At 68.6% G+C, this 20092-nt stretch carries 1 protein-coding gene and 1 pseudogene; both read left to right on the top strand.

What is annotated here, in order from left to right; genetic code table 11:
- Nucleotides 1-4: 4 nt before the first annotated feature.
- Complete coding sequence (locus APT63_12830) at nt 5-10984, top strand: hypothetical protein (protein ID AMA46430.1); 10980 nt, start codon at nt 5-7, stop codon at nt 10982-10984.
- Nucleotides 10984-20058, top strand: a pseudogene (locus tag APT63_12825) (non-ribosomal peptide synthetase). Before APT63_12830 ends, APT63_12825 begins: the two are co-directional and overlap by 1 nt.
- Nucleotides 20059-20092 lie beyond the last annotated feature (34 nt).

Raw genomic sequence — 20092 nt, 5'->3', positions numbered from 1 at the left:
CGGCATGCAGCACCTAATTGAATCGGTAAGCGCGCTCTCTGCCGAGAAGCGCAAAGCCTTGGCGATTCTGCTGAGTCAGAAGGGGGTCAATCTCTATGGCATCGCGCCGATCTTCAAGCGCGAGGCCGACGAGCCCCTTCGGCTGTCCTATGCCCAGGAGCGCCAGTGGTTCCTCTGGAACCTGGACCCGCACAGCGCGGCCTACCACATCCCCACGGCGCTGCGTCTGCGCGGCGCCCTGGACCCGGCCGCCCTGGCGCGCAGCTTCGCCACGCTGATCGAGCGGCACGAAAGCCTGCGCACGGTGTTCGTCGAACAGGACGGGCACCTGCTGCAACGCATCCTGCCGCCGTTCGAGCTGCCGCTCCCGGTACGCCCGCTGGCCGACGGCGATACCCTCGACGCTGCCGTGGCCCAGGAAATCGCCCAGCTGTTCGACCTGCAGACCGGCCCCTTGCTGCGCGCCTGCCTGCTGCAACTGGCCGACGAGGATCACGTGCTGGTGCTGACCCAGCACCACATCGTCTCCGACGGCGCCTCGATGCAGGTGATGGTCGAGGAACTGATCACCTGTTATGCCGCCTATCGCGACGGCGGGCAGCCGGAGCTGCCAGCGCTGCCGATCCAGTACGCCGATTACGCGTTGTGGCAGCGTCAGTGGATGGAGGCCGGCGAGCGCGAGCGCCAGCTGGCCTATTGGACGGGCCGCCTGGGCGACGAGCAGCCCGTGCTGGCGCTGCCGCTGGACCGGCCGCGCCCGGCCGTGCAGCGCTTTCACGGTGCACGCCTGGACCTCGAGCTGCCCGCGGCCCTGAGCCAGGGCTTGCAGGAGCTGGCCCGGCAACAGGGGGCGACCCTGTACATGGTGCTGCTGGCCTCGTTCCAGGCGCTGCTGCACCGCTACAGCCGTCAGCGCGACATCCGCGTCGGCGTGCCGATCGGCAACCGCAACCGGGCCGAGACCGAGCGCCTGATCGGCTTCTTCGTCAACACCCAGGTGCTCAACGCCGACGTCGATGGCCAGGCGCCGTTCACCGCCTTGCTGCAACAGGTCAAGGCGGCGGCGCTGGGCGCGCAGGAGCACCAGGACCTACCGTTCGAACAACTGGTCGATGCCCTGGCCCCCGAGCGCAACCTGAGCCACAGCCCGTTGTTCCAGGTGCTGTTCAACCACCAGACCCACCGCGCCCAGGGCCAGCGGACCCAGGCCTTGCCTGGCCTGCAGATCGAGGCGCTGAACGGGCACAGCCCGACTGCCCAGTTCGACCTGATGCTCGACACCCATGAGTCCCAGGGCCAGGTGTGGGCCACCTTGACCTATGCCACCGACCTGTTCGACGCGACCACGGCCCAGCGCCTGGCCACGCACTGGCAGCGGTTGCTGGACGGCATCGTGGCGGCGCCTTCGACGCGCATCGGCGCGCTGCCGATGCTGTCCGTCGAGGAGCATGCGCGCACGCTGTCGATCTGGAACGCCGCGCCTGCGGCCTTCACGCCCGAGCAGCCGTTGCACCGGGTGATCGAAGCCCAGGTCGCCCGCGCGCCACAGGCGACGGCGCTGGTCTTCGAGGGCGAGTCCCTGAGCTACGGCGACCTGAACCGCCGTGCCAATCGCCTGGCCCATGCGCTCATCGCCCAGGGCGTCGGGCCGGACATGCGGGTCGGCCTGGCCGCACCGCGCACGCCAGCGATGGTCGTCGGCCTGCTGGCCATTCTCAAGGCCGGCGGCGCCTACGTGCCGCTGGACCCGGCCTACCCGGCCGAGCGCCTGCAGTACATGATCGAGGACAGCGGCCTGACGCTGCTGCTGGGCCAGGGCGAGCTTGGCCTGACCCTGGCCGAAGGCGTGCAGACGCTGGACCTGGACGGCGACTACACCGACTTCGCCGAGCACGACCCGGCAGTGGCGGTGGACCTCGACCAGTTGGCCTACGTCATCTACACCTCCGGTTCCACCGGCCAGCCCAAAGGCACGCTCTTGGCCCACCGCAACGTGCTGCGCCTGTTCCAGGCCACCGACGCATGGTTCGGCTTCGGCCCTGAGGACTGCTGGACGCTGTTCCACTCCTACGCCTTCGATTTCTCGGTGTGGGAGCTGTTCGGCGCCTTGCTGCACGGCGGGCGCCTGGTGATCGTGCCGCAGGAGGTCAGTCGTTCGCCGGAAGCCTTCTACCAACTGCTCTGCGAGCAACGGGTGACGGTGCTCAACCAGACCCCGTCGGCCTTCCGCCAATTGATGCAGGTGGCCTGCGCCGAGGGCCAGCGCACCGACCAGCACCTGCGTCACGTGGCGTTCGGCGGCGAAGCCCTGGAGGTCGGCACCCTGGCGCCGTGGTTCGAACGCTTCGGCGATCAGGCCCCGCGCCTGGTGAACATGTACGGCATCACCGAAACCACCGTGCACGTCACCTACCGGCCCTTGTCGAAGGCCGACCTGGCGCAGGGCGCCTCGAGCCCGATCGGCGTGCCGATCCCGGACCAGCGCCTGTACGTGCTCGACGCCGAGCTGAACCCGGTCGCCCCAGGCTGCATCGGCGAGCTGTACGTCGGCGGTGAAGGCCTGGCCCGGGGCTACCTGGGCCGCGCTGGCCTGAGCGCCACGCGCTTCATCGCCGATCCGTTCGGCGAGGAGGGCGCACGGCTGTACCGCAGTGGCGACCTGGCCCGCTGGCGCGCCGATGGGGTGGTCGAGTACGTCGGCCGCCTGGACCACCAGGTGAAGATCCGCGGTTTCCGCATCGAACTGGGCGAAATCCAGGCACGCCTGCAAGCCTTGCCGCAGGTACGCGAGGCGGTGGTGCTGGCCCAGGACGGGCCGAGCGGGGCGCAGCTGGTGGGCTACGTGGTGCCCCATGCGCCGGTGCAGGACGTCGCCGCCTGGCGCGACGCGCTCAAGGCCGGCCTGCGCGAGGACCTGCCCGAGTACATGGTGCCGGCGCACCTGCTGCTGCTCGAACGCCTGCCGCTGACCGCCAACGGCAAGCTGGACCGCCGCGCCTTGCCGGCAGCGGACGCCAGCCTGCTGCAACAGGCCTACGTGGCGCCGCAAAGCGATCTGGAACGGCGCATCGCCGCCGTATGGGCCGACGTGCTGCGCCTGGAGCAGGTCGGCTCGAACGACAACTTCTTCGAGCTGGGGGGCGATTCGATCGTCTCCATCCAGGTGGTGGGGCGTGCGCGGCAGGCCGGTATCCATTTCACCCCCAAGGACCTGTTCCAGCACCAGACCGTGCAGCGCCTGGCCCGGGTCGCCCAGGAAGGTCGCGCGCCCGACAGCATCGATCAGGCCCCGGTCACCGGCGTCCTGCCGTTGCTGCCGGTGCAGCGGTGGTTCTTCGACGAGGTGCAGGACGACCGGCACCACTGGAACCAGTCGGTGCTGCTGCGACCGACCCAGCCCTTGTCGGCCGCGGTCATCGACGCGGCCTTGCGCGCGCTGGTCGACCACCACGATGCCCTGCGCCTGCGCTTCACCCTCGAGGGCGGCGCCTGGTGCGCGCGCCATGGCGAACCGGGGACGCCGACCGAGCTGTTGCGCGAGGTGGACGCGGTGGACGACACCCACCTGCTGGCGCTGTGCCAATCGGCCCAGCGCAGCCTGAGGCTGGACGGGCAACTGCTGCGTGCGCTGCTCATCCACTTGGCCGACGGCAGTCAGCGCCTGTTGCTGGTGATCCATCACCTGGTCGTCGATGGCGTGTCCTGGCGCGTCCTGTTCGAAGACCTGCAGCGCGCCTGCGAACAGCTCGGCGCCCAGCAGGCGGTGCGCCTGCCGGCCAAGAGCAGCGCCTTGAAGACCTGGTCGACGCGCCTGGTCGAGCACGCCAACAGCGACGCCTTGCGCCACGAGCTGGACCGGTGGCAGGCCCACCTGGCCAGCGCGCCCGCCGACCTGCCGTGCGACCACCCCGACGGTGAGCAACGCAACGCGCAGGCCCGCACCCTGTACACCCGCTTCGACCGTGAACAGACCCGGCGCCTCTTGCAGCAGGCCCCGGCGGCGTACCGCACCCAGGTCAACGACCTGCTGCTGACCGCCCTGGCGCGCGTGATCTGCCGCTGGAGTTCGGCGTCGACCACGCTGATCCAGCTCGAAGGCCATGGCCGCGAAGACCTGTTCGAGGGGGTCGACCTGACCCGTACCGTCGGCTGGTTCACCACCCTGTTCCCTTTGGCGCTTCGCCCCACCCAGGACCTGGCCGGATCGATCAAGGCGATCAAGGAGCAACTGCGCGCCGTGCCGGCCAAAGGGATCGGCTATGGCCTGCTGCGGCACCTGGGCGACGCGTCGGCCCAGGCCAGCCTGGCGGCGCTGCCCACCCCGCGCATCACCTTCAATTACCTGGGTCAGTTCGACGCCAGCTTCGATGCCGAGCAGGGCGCCTTGTTCGCCCCGGCCAGCGAGCCACGCGGCGATGAGCAGAGCGCTGCCGCGCCGCTGGGCAACTGGCTGACGCTCAACGGCCAGGTCTATGCCGGCGAACTGGCGATCGGCTGGACCTACAGCCACGCGATGTTCGAGGACGCGACCGTCCAGGCCTTGGTCGATGCCTACAGCGCCGAGCTGAGCGCGCTGATCGAACACTGCTGCAAGGCCCAGGGCGGTACGACACCGTCGGACTTCCCGCTGGCACGGCTGGACCAGCTGCGTCTGGACCGCCTGCTGGACAGTCCACGCAACGTGGAGGACGTCTACCCGCTGTCGCCCATGCAGCAGGGCATGCTGTTCCACAGCCTCTACGGCCAGGGCAACGGCGATTACGTCAACCAGATGCGCGTGAGCGTGGACGGGCTGGACGTCGAACGCTTCCAGGCGGCCTGGCAGGCGGCGGTCGATGCGCACCCCATCCTGCGCAGCCGGTTCGCCTGGGAAGGCGACATCGGGCAGCCCTTGCAGATCGTCGAGCGCCACATCCAGGTGCCGTTCGAGGCCCACGACTGGCACACCGCACCCGACCTCGAGGCCCGGCTGGAGGCGTTGGCCGAGGCCGAGCGCGCCCGTGGCTTCGACCTGCGCCAGGCGCCGCTGCTGCGCATGAGCGTGGTGCGCACGGGCGAGCAGCGCCATGTGCTGATCTACACCAACCACCATATCCTCATGGACGGCTGGAGCAACTCGCAGCTGATGGGCGAGGTGCTGCAGCACTACGTGGGCCAGGCACCGGCCAAGACCGGCCGCTACCGCGACTACATCGAGTGGCTGCAACGTCAGGACGCGGCGCTGAGCGAAGCCTTCTGGCGCGAGCGCCTGGCCACGCTCGAGGCGCCGACCCGCCTGGCCCAGGGGGCGGTCGACGGCCCTGCCGAAGGCTATGCCAGCCATGTGCGCGTCCTGGACGCCGCGCGTACCCAGCGCCTGGAAGGCTTCGCCCGCCAGCAGAAAGTGACCGTCAACACGCTGCTGCAAGCCGCCTGGCTGGTGCTGCTGCACCGCTACAGCGGCCAGGCCACGGTGGCCTTCGGCGCTACCGTAGCGGGTCGGCCGACGGAGCTGGTCGGCATCGAGCAGCAGATCGGCCTGTTCATCAACACGCTGCCGGTGATCGCCCGCGTGGAGCCGGCCTGCTCGGTGGCCGACTGGCTGCAACAGGTGCAGGCGGCCAACCTGGCCTTGCGCGAGCACGAACACACGCCGCTGTTCGAGATCCAGCGCTGGGCCGGGCAGGGCGGCGACGCGCTGTTCGACAGCGTGCTGGTGTTCGAGAACTACCCGGTGGCCGAGGCGCTGGAGCGTGGCGCGCCGCAGGCCTTGCGCTTCGGCACGGTGGAGAGCCGCGAGCAGACCAACTACCCGTTGACCCTCGGCGTCAACCTGGGCGGTACGCTGGAACTGCACTACGGCTACCGGCGCGCCGCGTTCGACGCCGCCACCCTCACACGACTGGACCGACAGCTGATCGGCCTGATGGAGCATTTCAGCCACCAGCCCGACGCCGCCCTGGGTACCTTGGCACTGCTCGACACGGCCGAGCAGGCCGCGTTGCAGCAGGCCAATGCGCCGCAACCGTGGCAGGACGGGCTGTTGGTGCATCAGCGCATCGCCGCCCAGGCCGCGCGCCGTCCCGAGGCGCCCGCCGTGGTCTTCGAAGGGCAGACCCTGAGCTTCGCCGCGCTGGAACGGCAGGCCAATCGCCTGGCCCATCGCCTGCTGGCCGAAGGGGTCGGCGCCGAGATTCGCGTCGGTGTGGCGCTGCCCCGTGGGCCCGGGATGATCGTCGCATTGCTGGCCGTGCTCAAGGCAGGCGGCGCCTATGTGCCGCTGGACGCCAGCCACCCGCGCGAACGCCTGGCCTACCTGATGCAGGATTCCGGCATCGCCTTGCTGCTCACCGACACGACCCTGCAAGCCCGCTTGCCCTTGCCCGCGACGCTGGGCGTCCTGGCGCTGGATCGCCTGGACCTGAGCGCCCAGGCCGAGTCGGCGCCCGATGTGCAGATACCGGCGCAGAGCCTGGCCTACGTGATCTACACCTCCGGCTCCACCGGCACGCCCAAGGGGGTGTGCGTCGAGCAGGGCCCGCTGGCGATGCACTGCGAGGCGATCGGCCAGCGCTATGGGATGACGGAAGACGACTGCGAGCTGCACTTCATGTCGTTCGCCTTCGACGGCGCGCACGAGCGCTGGCTCACCGCGCTGACCCACGGCAGCCGCCTGCTGGTGCGTGACGATAGCCTCTGGGAGCCTGGCCAGACCTGTGCGCGCATGCGTGAACACGGCGTCACCGTGGCGGCGTTCCCGCCGGCCTACCTGTTGCAGATGGCCGAGCACGTCGAGCGTCACGGCCAGCCGCCCCAGGCGCGGATCTACTGCTTCGGCGGCGACGCCGTGCCCCGCGACAGCTACCAGCGGGTACATGCCGCCCTGGCGCCGGAGCACATCATCAACGGCTACGGGCCGACCGAGACGGTGGTCACGCCGCTGATCTGGAAGGCCGACCGCGACACCGACTGCGGGGCCGCCTACGCGCCGATCGGCACGCGCATCGGCGACCGCCGCGCCTACGTGCTGGCAGCCGACCTCAGTGTGCTGCCGGCGGGCGTGCAGGGCGAGCTCTACCTGGGTGGCCATGGCCTGGCACGGGGCTACCTGGACCGCCCTGGGCTGACCGCCGAGCGGTTCGTCCCCGATCCGCTGGGGGCGCCGGGCGCTCGCCTGTACCGCAGCGGCGACCTGGTGCGCGAACGGCCCGACGGCGTGTTCGACTACCAGGGCCGGGTGGACAACCAGGTGAAGATCCGCGGCTTCCGCGTCGAGCTGGGGGAGATCGAGGCGCGTCTGCTGGCCGAGCCTGGCGTGCGCGATGCCGCCGTCGTCGCCCAGCCAGGCCCCAGCGGCCAGCAACTGGTGGGCTATGTGGTCGCCACGCAGCCGGCACAGGTCGAGCCGGCCTGGTGCGAACGCCTGAAGGCCACCTTGCGCCAGACACTGCCGGACTACATGGTCCCGGCGCACCTGCTGCTGCTCGAGGCCATGCCGCTCAACCCCAACGGCAAGCTCGACCGCAAGGCGTTGCCACAGCCCGGCAGCGACGTGTCCGACCAGGCCTACGTCAGCCCAGGCACGGCGTTGGAACAGGCCGTGGCTGCGGTGTGGGCCGAGGTGCTGCACGTACCCCGCGTCGGGCTGCACGACCATTTCTTCGCGCTGGGCGGGCATTCGTTGCTGGCCACCCAGGTAGTGGCGCGCGTGCGTCACGCCCTGGGCGTGGAGGTGGCCTTGCGTACGCTGTTCGAGCATCCCACGCTGCAAGCGTTCTGCGCCCGGCTCGAACACCGCCCGGCCGTCGAGGGGCCGCGCATCGGCCTGGCCGACCGCACCCGCCCGCTGGCGCTGTCCTATGCCCAGGAACGGCAATGGTTCCTCTGGCAGCTGGCGCCCGACAGCGCCGCCTACCACATCCCCGTGGCCTTGCGCCTGCACGGCCCGTTGCAACCCGAGGCCCTGCGCCAGGCCTTCGAACAGCTCATCGCTCGACACGAAAGCCTGCGCAGCGTCATGCGGCAGACCGGTGAACACGCCGAGCAGATCGTCCAGGCGCCGTTCGCCTTCACGCTGCCGCTGGAGCCTCTCGACAGCCTCGAGGAGGCCGCCTTGCAGACGCGCATCGAACAACAGGTGCGCCAGCCGTTCGACCTGACCCAAGGCCCCCTGCTGCGCGCCTGTCTGGTGCGCCAGGCCCCGGACACCCACGTGCTGGTGCTGGTGCTGCACCACATCGTCAGCGACGGGGTGTCCATGCAGGTCATGGTCGAGGAGCTGGTGGCGCTGTACGAGGCCCTCAGCCAAGGGCAGGCGCCGAGCCTGCCGGCCTTGCCGATCCAGTACGCCGACTATGCCGTCTGGCAACGGGACTGGATGGCGGCTGGTGAGCGCGAGCGGCAATTGACCTACTGGCTCGAACGGCTGGGCGGCCCGCAGCCGGTGCTCGAACTGCCCCTGGATCACCCGCGGCCACCGGTGCGCAGCCAGGCCGGCGCGAGCCTGGCGCTGGCGTTGCCGGCCACCGTACAGGACGCCTTGCGCCGCCTGGCGCGCGAGCAGGGCGCCAGCCTGTTCATGGTGCTGCTGGCGGCCTATCAGGCCCTGCTGCATCGGCACAGCGGGCAGACCGACATCCGCGTCGGTGTACCGGTCGCCAACCGGCATCACCCGAGCACCGAGCGGCTGATCGGCTTCTTCGTCAACACCCAGGTGCTGCGCGCCGAGGTCGATCCACGCCAGCCGTTCACCGCGCTGCTGCAGGACGTGCGCCAGGCGGCCCTGGGCGCCCAGGCGCATCAGGACCTGCCGTTCGAGCAACTGGTCGAGGCCCTGGCACCGGCCCGTGACCTGAGCCACAGCCCGCTGTTCCAGGTCATGCTCAACTACCAGAGCGACGCCCGGCGCAGCCCTGGCGGGCAGCGCGTCCAGGCCTTGAGCGTGGAAGGGTTGCAGTGGGACACCGGCCTTGCCCAGTTCGACCTGACCCTGGAGGTGTTCGACGGTGACGAGGGGCTGAGCATGGCGTTCGTGTATGCCACGGACCTGTTCGAGCATGGCCGCATGCAACGCCTGGCGACGCAGTTCGTGAACCTGTTGCACGGTATCGTCGAGCGGCCGGAACAGGCGGTGGCCGAGTTGCCGTTGCTGGAAGCAGCCGAGCGTGAGCGTGCGCTGGTGCACTGGAATGACACGGCGGCGCGCTATCCGCTGGACAGCAGCGTTCAGCAGTTGATCGAGGCGCAGGTGCAGCGCACGCCCGAGGCTGAAGCGTTGGTTTTTGGCGGGACGCGCCTGAGCTACGCGCAGCTTAACGAGCGTGCCAACCGCCTGGCGCATCGCCTGATCGAGTTGGGCGTCGGTCCTGATGTGCTGGTCGGCATCGCTGCCGAGCGCAGCGTGGAGATGGTGGTGGGCCTGCTGGCCATTCTCAAGGCCGGGGGCGCCTATGTGCCGCTGGATCCTGAGTATCCGCAGGACCGTTTGCGCTACATGCTGGAAGACAGTGGCGTGAGCCTTCTGTTGACTCAGAACCATCTGGATTTGCCGGTGAGCGAGGGCGTGCAGACGCTGGCGTTGGATGTGAAAGCGGGCAGTTCGCATCGTCATGATCCGCAGGTGCCGGTGCATCCTGAAAACCTGGCCTATGTGATCTACACCTCCGGCTCCACGGGCCGTCCGAAAGGGGCGGGCAATCGCCACTCGGCACTGGTCAACCGCCTGTGCTGGATGCAGGAGGCCTATGGCCTGTCGGCAACCGATACGGTGCTGCAAAAGACCCCGTTTAGCTTCGACGTGTCGGTGTGGGAGTTCTTCTGGCCACTGATGACCGGTGCACGGTTGGTCGTGGCGGCTCCGGGCGATCACCGCGACCCGGCACGCCTGATCGAGCTGATCACCGCCGAACAGGTCAGTACGCTGCACTTCGTACCGTCGATGCTGCAGGCCTTCATGCAGGACCTGAACGTCTCGCGCTGCACCAGCCTCAAGCGCATCGTGTGCAGCGGCGAGGCCTTGCCGGTCGATGCCCAGCAGCAGGTCTTCGCCAAGCTGCCAGACGCTGCCTTGTACAACCTCTACGGCCCGACCGAGGCGGCCATCGACGTCACTCACTGGACCTGCCGCGACGAAGGCCGCGACAGCGTGCCGATTGGCCAGCCTATCGCCAACCTGGCCTGCTACGTTCTCGATGCCGAGTTGCAACCGGTGCCGGTGGGTGTCTTGGGCGAGCTGTACCTGGCTGGCGAAGGCCTGGCGCGCGGCTACCATCGTCGCCCGGGCCTGACCGCCGAGCGCTTCGTTGTCAGCCCTTATGGCACTGGCGAGCGCCTGTACCGCACCGGCGACCTGGCCCGCCAACGCCTCGATGGTGTCATCGAGTACGCCGGCCGTATCGACCATCAGGTCAAGCTGCGCGGCCTACGCATCGAACTGGGCGAGATCGAAGCACGCCTGCTGGAACATGCTTCGGTGCGTGAAGCCGTGGTGACGGTGGCGGACAGCAAGCAACTGGTGGGCTATGTGGTCCTCGAGCAGGAAACCGAGGGCTGGCAAGCCGAACTGGCCCAGCACCTGGGCCATGGTCTGCCGGACTACATGGTGCCGAGCCAGTGGCTGGCTCTGGACCACCTGCCGCTATCCCCCAACGGCAAACTCGACCGCAAGGCCCTGCCCACGCTGGACCCGGCGCAAGCGCGCCAGACCTACGTGGCGCCCCGCAGCGCACTGGAGCAGCGCCTGGCCGCGATCTGGGCGCAGGTGCTGGGCCTGGAGCAGGTCGGCCTGACGGACAATTTCTTCGAACTGGGCGGGCATTCCCTGCTGGTGATCAATACCGTGTCACGCATTCAACTCGACCTGGGGCTGACCTTGGCGCCCCGGCTGCTGTTCCAGCACCCGGTACTGGGCGCTTTGGCGGACCAGCTGCAGGCCCTCGAGGCGCCGGTGCAGCCCTCGACCTTGAGTCGCCTCGAAGACCTGCTCGACGACCTGGAGGCCCTGTGATGGACAGCATTGTCGCCGCGCGCATCGCCCGCCGCTTCATCACCCTGCCGCTGGACAAGCGCACCCTCTACCTGGAGAAGATGCTGGCCGAAGGCGTGTCCCCCGCGAACCTGCCCATTCCCGAGGTGCAGTCGGCCTTCGATGAGCTGCCCCTGTCGTTCGCCCAGGAGCGTCAATGGCTGCTCTGGCAACTGGACCCGCAGGGCAGCGCCTACCACATCCCCATGGCGCTGCGCCTGCACGGCCCCCTGGACACGGCGGCCTTGCAGCGCGCCTTCGAGCACCTGGTCGAGCGCCACCAGACGCTGCGCACACGCTTCGTGTTCGCGCAGACCCGGCCGTTGCAGGTGATCGAGCCGCGTGCCGAGGTGACGATCGCGTACGAGGCCGTGGGCGCACTGGAGGAGGCCGATCTGCTGGCCAGGATCGGCGAGGAGACCCGTCGGCCCTTCGACCTGGGCCATGGACCGTTGTTCAGGGTCCGGCTGCTGGCATTGGACGACCAGGACCACGTGCTGGTGCTGACCCAGCACCACATCGTTTCTGATGGCGTGTCGATGCGCCTGATGATCGAAGAGCTGATTGCGCTGTATGCCGGTTTCAGCCACGGGACGCCGCCGAGCCTGGCACCCTTGCCGATCCAGTACGCCGACTATGCCGTGTGGCAGCGGCACTGGATGGAGGCGGGCGAGCGGGATCGGCAGCTGACCTACTGGACCGAGCGCCTGGGGCAGGGCAGCCCGGTGCTCGCACTGCCCCTGGACCATGGGCGTCCGACGACGCCGAGCTACCAGGGCGCGCGTCACACCGTGCACGTCCCCGCCGATGTGGTACAGGGCCTGCACACCCTGGCGCGTGGCGAGGGGGCGACCCTGTTCATGGTCCTGCTGGCGGCGTTCCAGGCGTTGCTGCACCGCTACAGCGGCCAGGACGACATCCGCGTCGGTGTCCCCAATGCCAACCGCAACCGGGTGGAAACCGAGCGCCTGATCGGCTACTTCGTCAACACCCAGGTCATCCGGGCCGAGGTCGAGGGCCGCACGCCGTTTCTCGCGTTGCTGCGGCAGGTGCGCCAGCATGCGCTGGACGCCCAGGCCTATCAGGAATTGCCGTTCGAACAGCTGGTCGAGGCGTTGGCGCCGGAGCGCACGCTGGGGCTGAACCCGCTGTTCCAGGTGATGTTCAACCACCAGGCCGCAGTCCAGGGCCGCCCCGGCGCGGCGAGCCTGAATGGCCTGCGCATCGAGGCGGTGGACAGCGTCACCGACCGGGCGCAGCTGGATCTGACTTTGGAAACCCGGGAATCGGCCGAGGGGCTGGAGGCGTCGCTGGTCTACGCCACCGACCTGTTCGAGCAGCCGACCATCGAGCGCATGGGGGTGCAGTTCGTGAACCTGTTGCAGGGCATCGTCGAACAGCCGGAACAGGCGGTGGCCGAGTTGCCGTTGCTCGATGCTGACGAGCATGAGCGTGCGCTGGTGCAATGGAACGACACGGCGGTCGCTTACCCGCTGGACAGCAGTGTTCAGCAACTGATCGAAGCGCAGGTGCAGCGCACGCCCGACGCCGAAGCATTGGTGTTTGGCGGGACGCGCTTGAGCTATGCGCAGCTCAATGAGCGTGCCAACCGCCTAGCGCATCGTTTGATCGAATTGGGTGTCGGTCCTGATGTGCTGGTCGGCATTGCGGCCGAGCGCAGCGTGGAGATGGTGGTGGGGCTGCTGGCCATTCTCAAGGCCGGAGGCGCCTATGTGCCGTTGGATCCGGAATACCCGCAGGACCGTCTGCGCTACATGCTGGAAGACAGTGGCGTGAACTTGCTGCTGACCCAAAGTCATCTGGATTTGCCGGTGGGCGAGGGCGTGCAGACGCTGGCGCTGGATCTGGAAGCGGGCAGCGCTTGCAGCCATGATCCGCAGGTGCCGGTGCATTCTGAAAACTTGGCCTATGTGATCTATACCTCTGGCTCCACGGGCCGTCCGAAAGGGGCGGGCAACCGTCACTCGGCGCTGGTCAACCGCCTGTGCTGGATGCAGGAGGCCTACGGCCTGTCGGCAAACGATACGGTGCTGCAAAAGACCCCGTTTAGCTTCGACGTGTCGGTGTGGGAATTCTTCTGGCCATTGATGACCGGCGCACGGTTGGTCGTGGCGGCCCCAGGGGATCATCGCGACCCGGCACGCCTGATCGAGCTGATCACCGCCGAACAGGTCAGCACGCTGCACTTCGTGCCATCGATGCTTCAGGCTTTCATGCAGGACCTGAACGTCTCGCGCTGCACCAGCCTCAAGCGCATCGTGTGCAGCGGCGAGGCCTTGCCGGTCGATGCCCAGCAGCAGGTCTTCGCCAAGCTGCCGGGTGCCTCGCTGTATAACCTCTACGGCCCGACCGAAGCGGCCATCGACGTGACCCACTGGACCTGCCGTGACGAAGGCCGCGACAGCGTGCCCATCGGCCAGCCCATCGCCAACTTAGCCTGCTACGTTCTCGATGCCGAGCTGCAACCGGTGCCGGTGGGTGTCTTGGGCGAGCTGTACCTGGCTGGCGAAGGCCTGGCGCGAGGCTACCATCGCCGTCCGAGCCTGACCGCCGAACGCTTCGTGGTCAGCCCTTACGGCACGGGCGAGCGCCTGTACCGCACGGGCGACCTGGCACGCCAGCGTCCAGACGGTGTGATCGAATATGCCGGCCGCATCGACCATCAGGTCAAACTGCGCGGCTTGCGCATCGAACTGGGCGAGATCGAGGCACGCCTACTGGAACACGCCTCGGTGCGTGAAGCCGTGGTAACGGTGCCCGATGGCAAGCAACTGGTCGGCTACGTGGTCCTGGAGCAGGAAACCGAAGGCTGGCAAGCCGAACTGGCCCAACACCTGAGCCACGGCCTGCCGGACTACATGGTACCCAGCCAATGGCTGGCCCTGGACCGCCTGCCGCTGTCGCCCAACGGCAAGCTCGACCGCAAGGCGCTGCCGCCCCTGGACCTGTCGACCCCGGCCCAGGCCTACCAGGCGCCGACCACGGACATCGAGACCCGCCTGGCCGAGATCTGGGAGGCGGTACTGGGCCAAGGGCCCGTCAGCGTCACCGACAACTTTTTTGCTCTCGGCGGTGACTCGATCCTGTCGATTCAGGTGGTCAGCCGTGCGCGCCAGGCAGGGCTTCACATCACGCCCAAGGCCCTGTTCCAGCACCAGACCATCCAGCGCCTGGCGGCGGTCGCCGAATGGCGGGAGGCCGCGACCAGCCACGTCGAACAAGGCCCCGTGACGGGGGTGGCGCCCTGGCTGCCGTTCCAGCACTGGTTCTTCGAACGGGGCATGCCCGAGCCGGCGCACTGGAACCAGTCGCTGCTGCTGCGCGCCCACGCGCCGCTCGACGCCGACGCCCTGAATCAGGCGCTATTGGCGCTGTATACCCACCACGATGCCCTGCGCCTGCGCTTCAGCGCCGACACCGCCGAGCATGGCCCGCTGCACCCGGCGCAACCGCTGCTGACACGCACCACGGCCACCGATGCCGCTGCCATCGAAGCCGCTTGCGATGCGCTCCAGCGCAGTTTCGACCTGGCCCAAGGCCCGCTGCTGCGCGCGCTGCTGATCGACGTCGCCGACGGCTCGCAACGTGTGTTGCTGGTGATCCACCACCTGGTGGTGGACGGCGTGTCCTGGCGCATCCTGCTCGACGATCTGGACACGACCTACCGCCAGGCGCTGGCCGGGCACACCCTCGTGCTGCCGCCCAAGACCACCGCCTTCAAGACCTGGGCCGAACGCCTGCACGGCCACGCGGCTAAGCTGGACGGCGAGCTGGACTACTGGACGCGCCAGCTCGACGGCGCCCCGGTTGATCTGCCTGAAGTCGATCTGACCGGTTCCTTGGAAAACCGCCATCGCCACAGCGTGCAGGCCCACTTGAACGCCGACCTGACCCGCCAACTGCTGCAACAGGCCCCGGCCGCCTACCGCACCCAGGTCAACGACCTGCTGCTGACGGCCCTGGCTCGCGTGGTCTGCTGCTGGAGCGGCGCCGAGTCGGCACTGATCGAACTCGAAGGCCATGGCCGCGAAGACCTGTTCGACGACGTCGACCTGAGCCGCACGGTGGGCTGGTTCACCAGCGCCTACCCGGTGCGTTTGACTCCGTCCGGCGAGCTGGGCGATTCGATCAAGCAGGTCAAGGAGCAACTGCGCGGCGTGCCGCACAAGGGCATTGGCTTCGGCCTGCTGCGCTACCTGGGCAACGAAGACGCACGCCAGGCCCTGGCGCAGCTGCCGAGCCCCCGCATCACCTTCAACTACCTGGGCCAGCTGGACGGCCAGTTCGACGGCGATGCACTGCTCTCGCCGGCAACCGAAAGCGCTGGCGAAGAGCAAAGTCCACGGGCGCCGCTGGGCAACTGGCTGGTGCTCAACGGCCAGGTCTACGGCGGCGAGCTGAGCCTGGCGTTCAGCTTCAGTGCGCAGATGTTCGCCCCGGCGACCATCGAGCGCCTGGCGCGGGCCTACGAGGCCGAGCTGGCGACGCTGATCGCCCACTGCGACAGGCCCCATGGGCTGACGCCGTCGGACGTGCCGCTGGCGGGCCTGAGCCAGGCGCAGCTGGATGCGCTGCCGCTCGACCAGACTCAAATGGATGACCTTTACCCGTTGTCACCGATGCAGCAGGGCATGCTGTTCCATACCCTGTCCGACGAGGGTGACGCACTCTACGTCAACCAGCTCAGCCTGCCCGTCGAAGGGCTCGACGAAGCGCGCTTCCGTGCCGCCTGGCAGCAGGTGATCGACCGTCACGAGATCCTGCGCACCTCGTTCCACTGGGAGGGCCGGCAGGGCGCGCCGCTGCAAGTGGTCCATCGGCATGTCGAGGTGGCCATGCGCGTGCTCGACTGGCGCGACCGTGCGCTGGCCGACGACGACCTCGACGCCTTGGCCAAAGAGATCCGTGAGCAGGGCTTCGCCCTCGACCAGGTGCCCCTGCAACGGCTCACCCTGGTGCGCACGGCTGACCAGGCCCATCACTTGATCTGGACCAGTCACCACATCCTCATGGATGGCTGGAGCAGTTCGCAGCTGTTCGGCGAGGTGCTGGAGCATTACGCCCACGGTCGCATCAGCGGCGACAGCGGCCGTTACCGCGACTTCATCGGCTGGCTCCAGGCCCAGGATCCGCAGCGGTTGCAGGCCTACTGGCAGACCCGTCTGCAACCACTGGACGCGCCGACCCGGCTGAGCCAGGCGGTGCACCCTCGGCAGACCGGTGACCTGCCAGGGCACCAGGCGCTGTACACCCGGTGGGACGCTGCGCGCACGGCTGCCCTGCAGCAGTACTGCCGTCAGCACGGGATCACGGCCAATACCCTGATCCAGGGTGCCTGGCTGCTGGTGTTGCAGCGTTACACGGGCCAGCGCTGCGTGGCGTTCGGCGCCACCGTGGCCGGTCGGCCCGAAAACCTGCCCCAGGCTCAGCAGATGCTGGGCCTGTTCATCAACACCCTGCCGGTCATCCAGACCGTCGAGCCGACCCAGCCCCTGGATCAGTGGCTGCAGCAGCTGCAGAGCGACAACCTAGACCTGCGCGAGCATGCCCACGCGCCGCTGGCCGACATTCAGCGTTGGTCGGGGCAGGGCGGGCAGGCGTTGTTCGACAGCATCATCGTGTTCGAGAACTACCCGATCGACCAACGCCTGGAACAGGCCCAGGGCGGCCTGCGCTTCGGCGCCTCGAACAGCCACGATGTCACCAACGTGCCCATGGACCTGGCGGTGACCCTCGGCCAGACCCTGGCGATCGAATACCTGTTCCTGCGCAGCCACTTCAGCACGGCGGCGGTGGAAGGCATCCGCGAACTGATGGAGACCGTGCTGCAGGCGATGCTCGACAGCCCACGCGAACGGCTGGGCAACCTGCAGCGTCTGACCGCGCCTCAGCGCCAGGCGTTGGCCCAGTGGAGCGCTCCGGCGCCTGCCAGCCATCAGCCCCTGCACGTGCCGGCGCTGATCGCCCGGCACGCGGCGCAGCGCCCGGAAGCCATCGCCGTCGAATGCGCCGGGCAGACGCTGAGCTACGGGGAGCTGGAGGTGCGCGCCAACCGGCTGGCGCACCGTCTGCGAGCCCGTGGCGTCGGCCCCGAGGTAACGGTGGGCGTGGCGCTGGCGCGCTCGGTGGACCTGGTGGTGGCCTTGCTGGCGGTGTTCAAGAGCGGTGCGGCCTACGTGCCGCTGGACCTGGACTACCCGGCCGAACGCCTGGCCTTCATGATTCAGGATTCCGGCATGCGCCAGTTGATCGGCCGCGCCGACCTGGGCCAGCGCCTGGCGTTGCCGGACGGTCTCGATTTGGTCGATCCGGCCGACGGCGAGTATCCGGAGGATGTTCAGATCGCCGTGACGCCAGCGCTGCATGAGGACAGCCTGGCCTACCTGATCTACACCTCAGGCTCGACCGGCGTGCCCAAGGGTGTCGCGGTGAGTCATGGCCCCTTGAGCATGCACTGTCAGGCCATCGCCGAGCTGTACCAGATGACGGTCGGCACCCGCGAGCTGCACTTCATGTCGTTCGCCTTCGACGGCGCCCATGAGCGCTGGCTGACCACGCTGTCGGTGGGCGGCACCCTGGTGGTGCGCGACGACGAGCTGTGGACGCCGCAGCAGACCTGCGAGGCCCTGGACCGGTCACGCATCGACGTCGCCTGTTTCCCGCCGGCTTACCTCAAGCAGGTGGCCGAGTACGTGCAGCGCAGCGGCGTTCAGGCACCGGCGGTGCGCATCTACTGCCTGGGCGGCGATGCCGTGTCCGAGCAGACCCTGGCTCAGGTGCGCGAGGCGCTGCACCCGCAACACATCGTCAATGGCTATGGCCCGACCGAAACCGTGGTCACGCCGATGCTGTGGAAAGCCGCGCCCGACGAACCCTGCGGGGCGGCCTACGCGCCCATCGGCCGGGTCGTGGGCCAGCGCTCGCTGCACGTGCTGGACGACGACCTCAACCCGCTGCCTGCCGGGTTCGCCGGGCAGCTGTTCATCGGTGGCCAGGGCCTGGCGCGCGGCTATCACCAGCGCCCCGGCCTGACCGCCGAACGTTTCGTGCCCGATCCGTTCGGGGCGCCGGGGGCGCGGCTGTACCGCTCGGGTGATCTGGTGCGGCTGCGCGGCAGTGGCGTGCTGGACTACGTCGGGCGCCTGGACCACCAGGTGAAGGTGCGCGGCTTCCGTATCGAGCTGGGCGAGATCGAGGCCTGCCTGCGCCAGCAGCCGGGTGTCAGCGAGGCGCTGGTGGTCGCCCGGGACGGTGTGTCCGGCAAGCAACTGATCGGCTACGTGGCCGCGCATGCGGTCAGTGGCGAGCAGCTCAAGGCCCGTCTGGCCGAGACCTTGCCCGCCTACATGGTGCCGACGCAGGTGATCTGCCTGGCGCAGCTGCCCGTGTCGGCCAATGGCAAGCTCGACCGCAAAGCGCTGCCCGAGCCGACCTTCGATTTGGCCAGCCACGTGCCGCCGCGCACGGCCGAGGAGCAGTGGATGGCCGAGATCTGGGCTGATGTGCTGCAGCTCGAGCGGGTCGGCATCACCGACAACTTCTTCGAGCTGGGGGGCGACTCGATCCTGAGCCTGCAGGTGGTCTCGCGCGTGCGCAACCACCCGCACCTCGCACGTGAGCTGAAGCTGCGCGACCTGATGCGCTGCCAGACCATCGCCAACCTGTTCGACCAGCAGGCGGTCTCGCGTGCCAGCGCCGCGCCGCGTGCCGTGGCTCTGGACGGCGCGTTCCCGCTGATTCCGATCCAGGCCTGGTTCCTCGAGACGCAGACGCACACGCCGGAACACTTCAACCAGGCCTTGATCCTGCGCGCCCGCCATCCCCTCGACGCCCAGGCGCTGGCGCAGACCTTGACCTGCATGCTCGGACAGCACGATGCGCTGCGGCTGCGCTTCACCCAGGAGGAGGGCCAATGGGTGCAGCGTTATCAACCGCTGTCGACCTGCCTGAAACACCTGGAACAGGACCCTTTGCTGTGGGTCTGCGACGTGGCCGACGAAGCGGCGCTGGAAGACCTGGCCAACGACCTGCAACGCAGCCTTGACCTGGCCCAGGGGCCGCTGATCCGTGGGCTGCTGGCGACCCTGGGCGATGGTCAGGAGCGCTTGCTGCTGGTGATCCATCACCTGGTGGTCGATGGGGTGTCCTGGCGGGTGCTGCTGCAGGACTTGCCGGTGGCCTACCAGGCCTACCGGGACGGGCGCGAACCGACCTTGCCGCAGCGCACCAGCAGCTTCGGTGAATGGGCCGCAAACCTAGCGGCCCATGCGCCGACCGTGCGCGAGCGCGAACTGGACTACTGGGTGGCCCAGCTCGATCGCCCAGGCACGGCGCTGCGCTGCGACAACCCGCGTGGCGCCAACCTGATGTGCCATCGCGAGGAGGCCGCCTTCAGCCTGACGCCCGAGCTGACCGAGCAACTGCTCAAGCAGGCGCCGGCTGCCTACCAGACGCAGATCAACGACCTGTTGCTGACCGCCCTGAGCCAGGCCTTGTGCCAGTGGGGCGACACGGACGCGGCCGTGGTGCTGCTCGAAGGCCATGGCCGTGAAGACCTGTTCGACACCCTGGACCTGAGCCGCACCCAGGGCTGGTTCACCAGCATGTACCCGGTGCGCCTGACCCCTCTCGACGCGCCGGGCGCGTCGCTCCAGCGCATTCGCCAGCAATTGAGCGAAGTGCCGGACAAGGGTATCGGTTACGGCGTGCTGCGGCACATGGCCGACCCCGACACCCAGGCACGGCTGGCGGCGCTGCCGCAGGCGCCGGTGACCTTCAACTACCTGGGGCAGCTCGACCAGAGCTTCGACGCCGAGGACGCGCTGTTCCTGCCGGCGCCGGAAAGCGTCGGCGACAGCTTCTCGCAGCAGGCGCGCCTGGCCAACACGCTGGAGGTAGTCGGCCAGGTGTTCGGCGGTCAGCTGTCGTTCCGCTGCATCTACAGCCACAGGCGTTTCCGCCGAGGCACCATCGATGCACTCATGGCGGCGTTCCAGGCGCAGTTGACGTGCCTGACCGAGCACTGCGTACAGGTGCAGGCCGAGCGCCTGGCTGCTTCTTCCGAGACCT

This window comes from Pseudomonas monteilii (genome assembly GCA_001534745.1).
In the GTDB taxonomy this organism is placed as follows: Bacteria; Pseudomonadota; Gammaproteobacteria; order Pseudomonadales; family Pseudomonadaceae; genus Aquipseudomonas; species Aquipseudomonas alabamensis.
The sequence above is the reverse complement of the archived record's forward strand: the minus strand, read 5'-3'. Positions and strand labels throughout refer to the sequence as shown.

Coding starts and splice junctions, on each gene's coding strand:
- APT63_12830 (AMA46430.1), top strand. CDS start 5: ATGCAGCACCTAATTGAATCGGTAAGCGCGCTCTCTGCCGAGAAGCGC.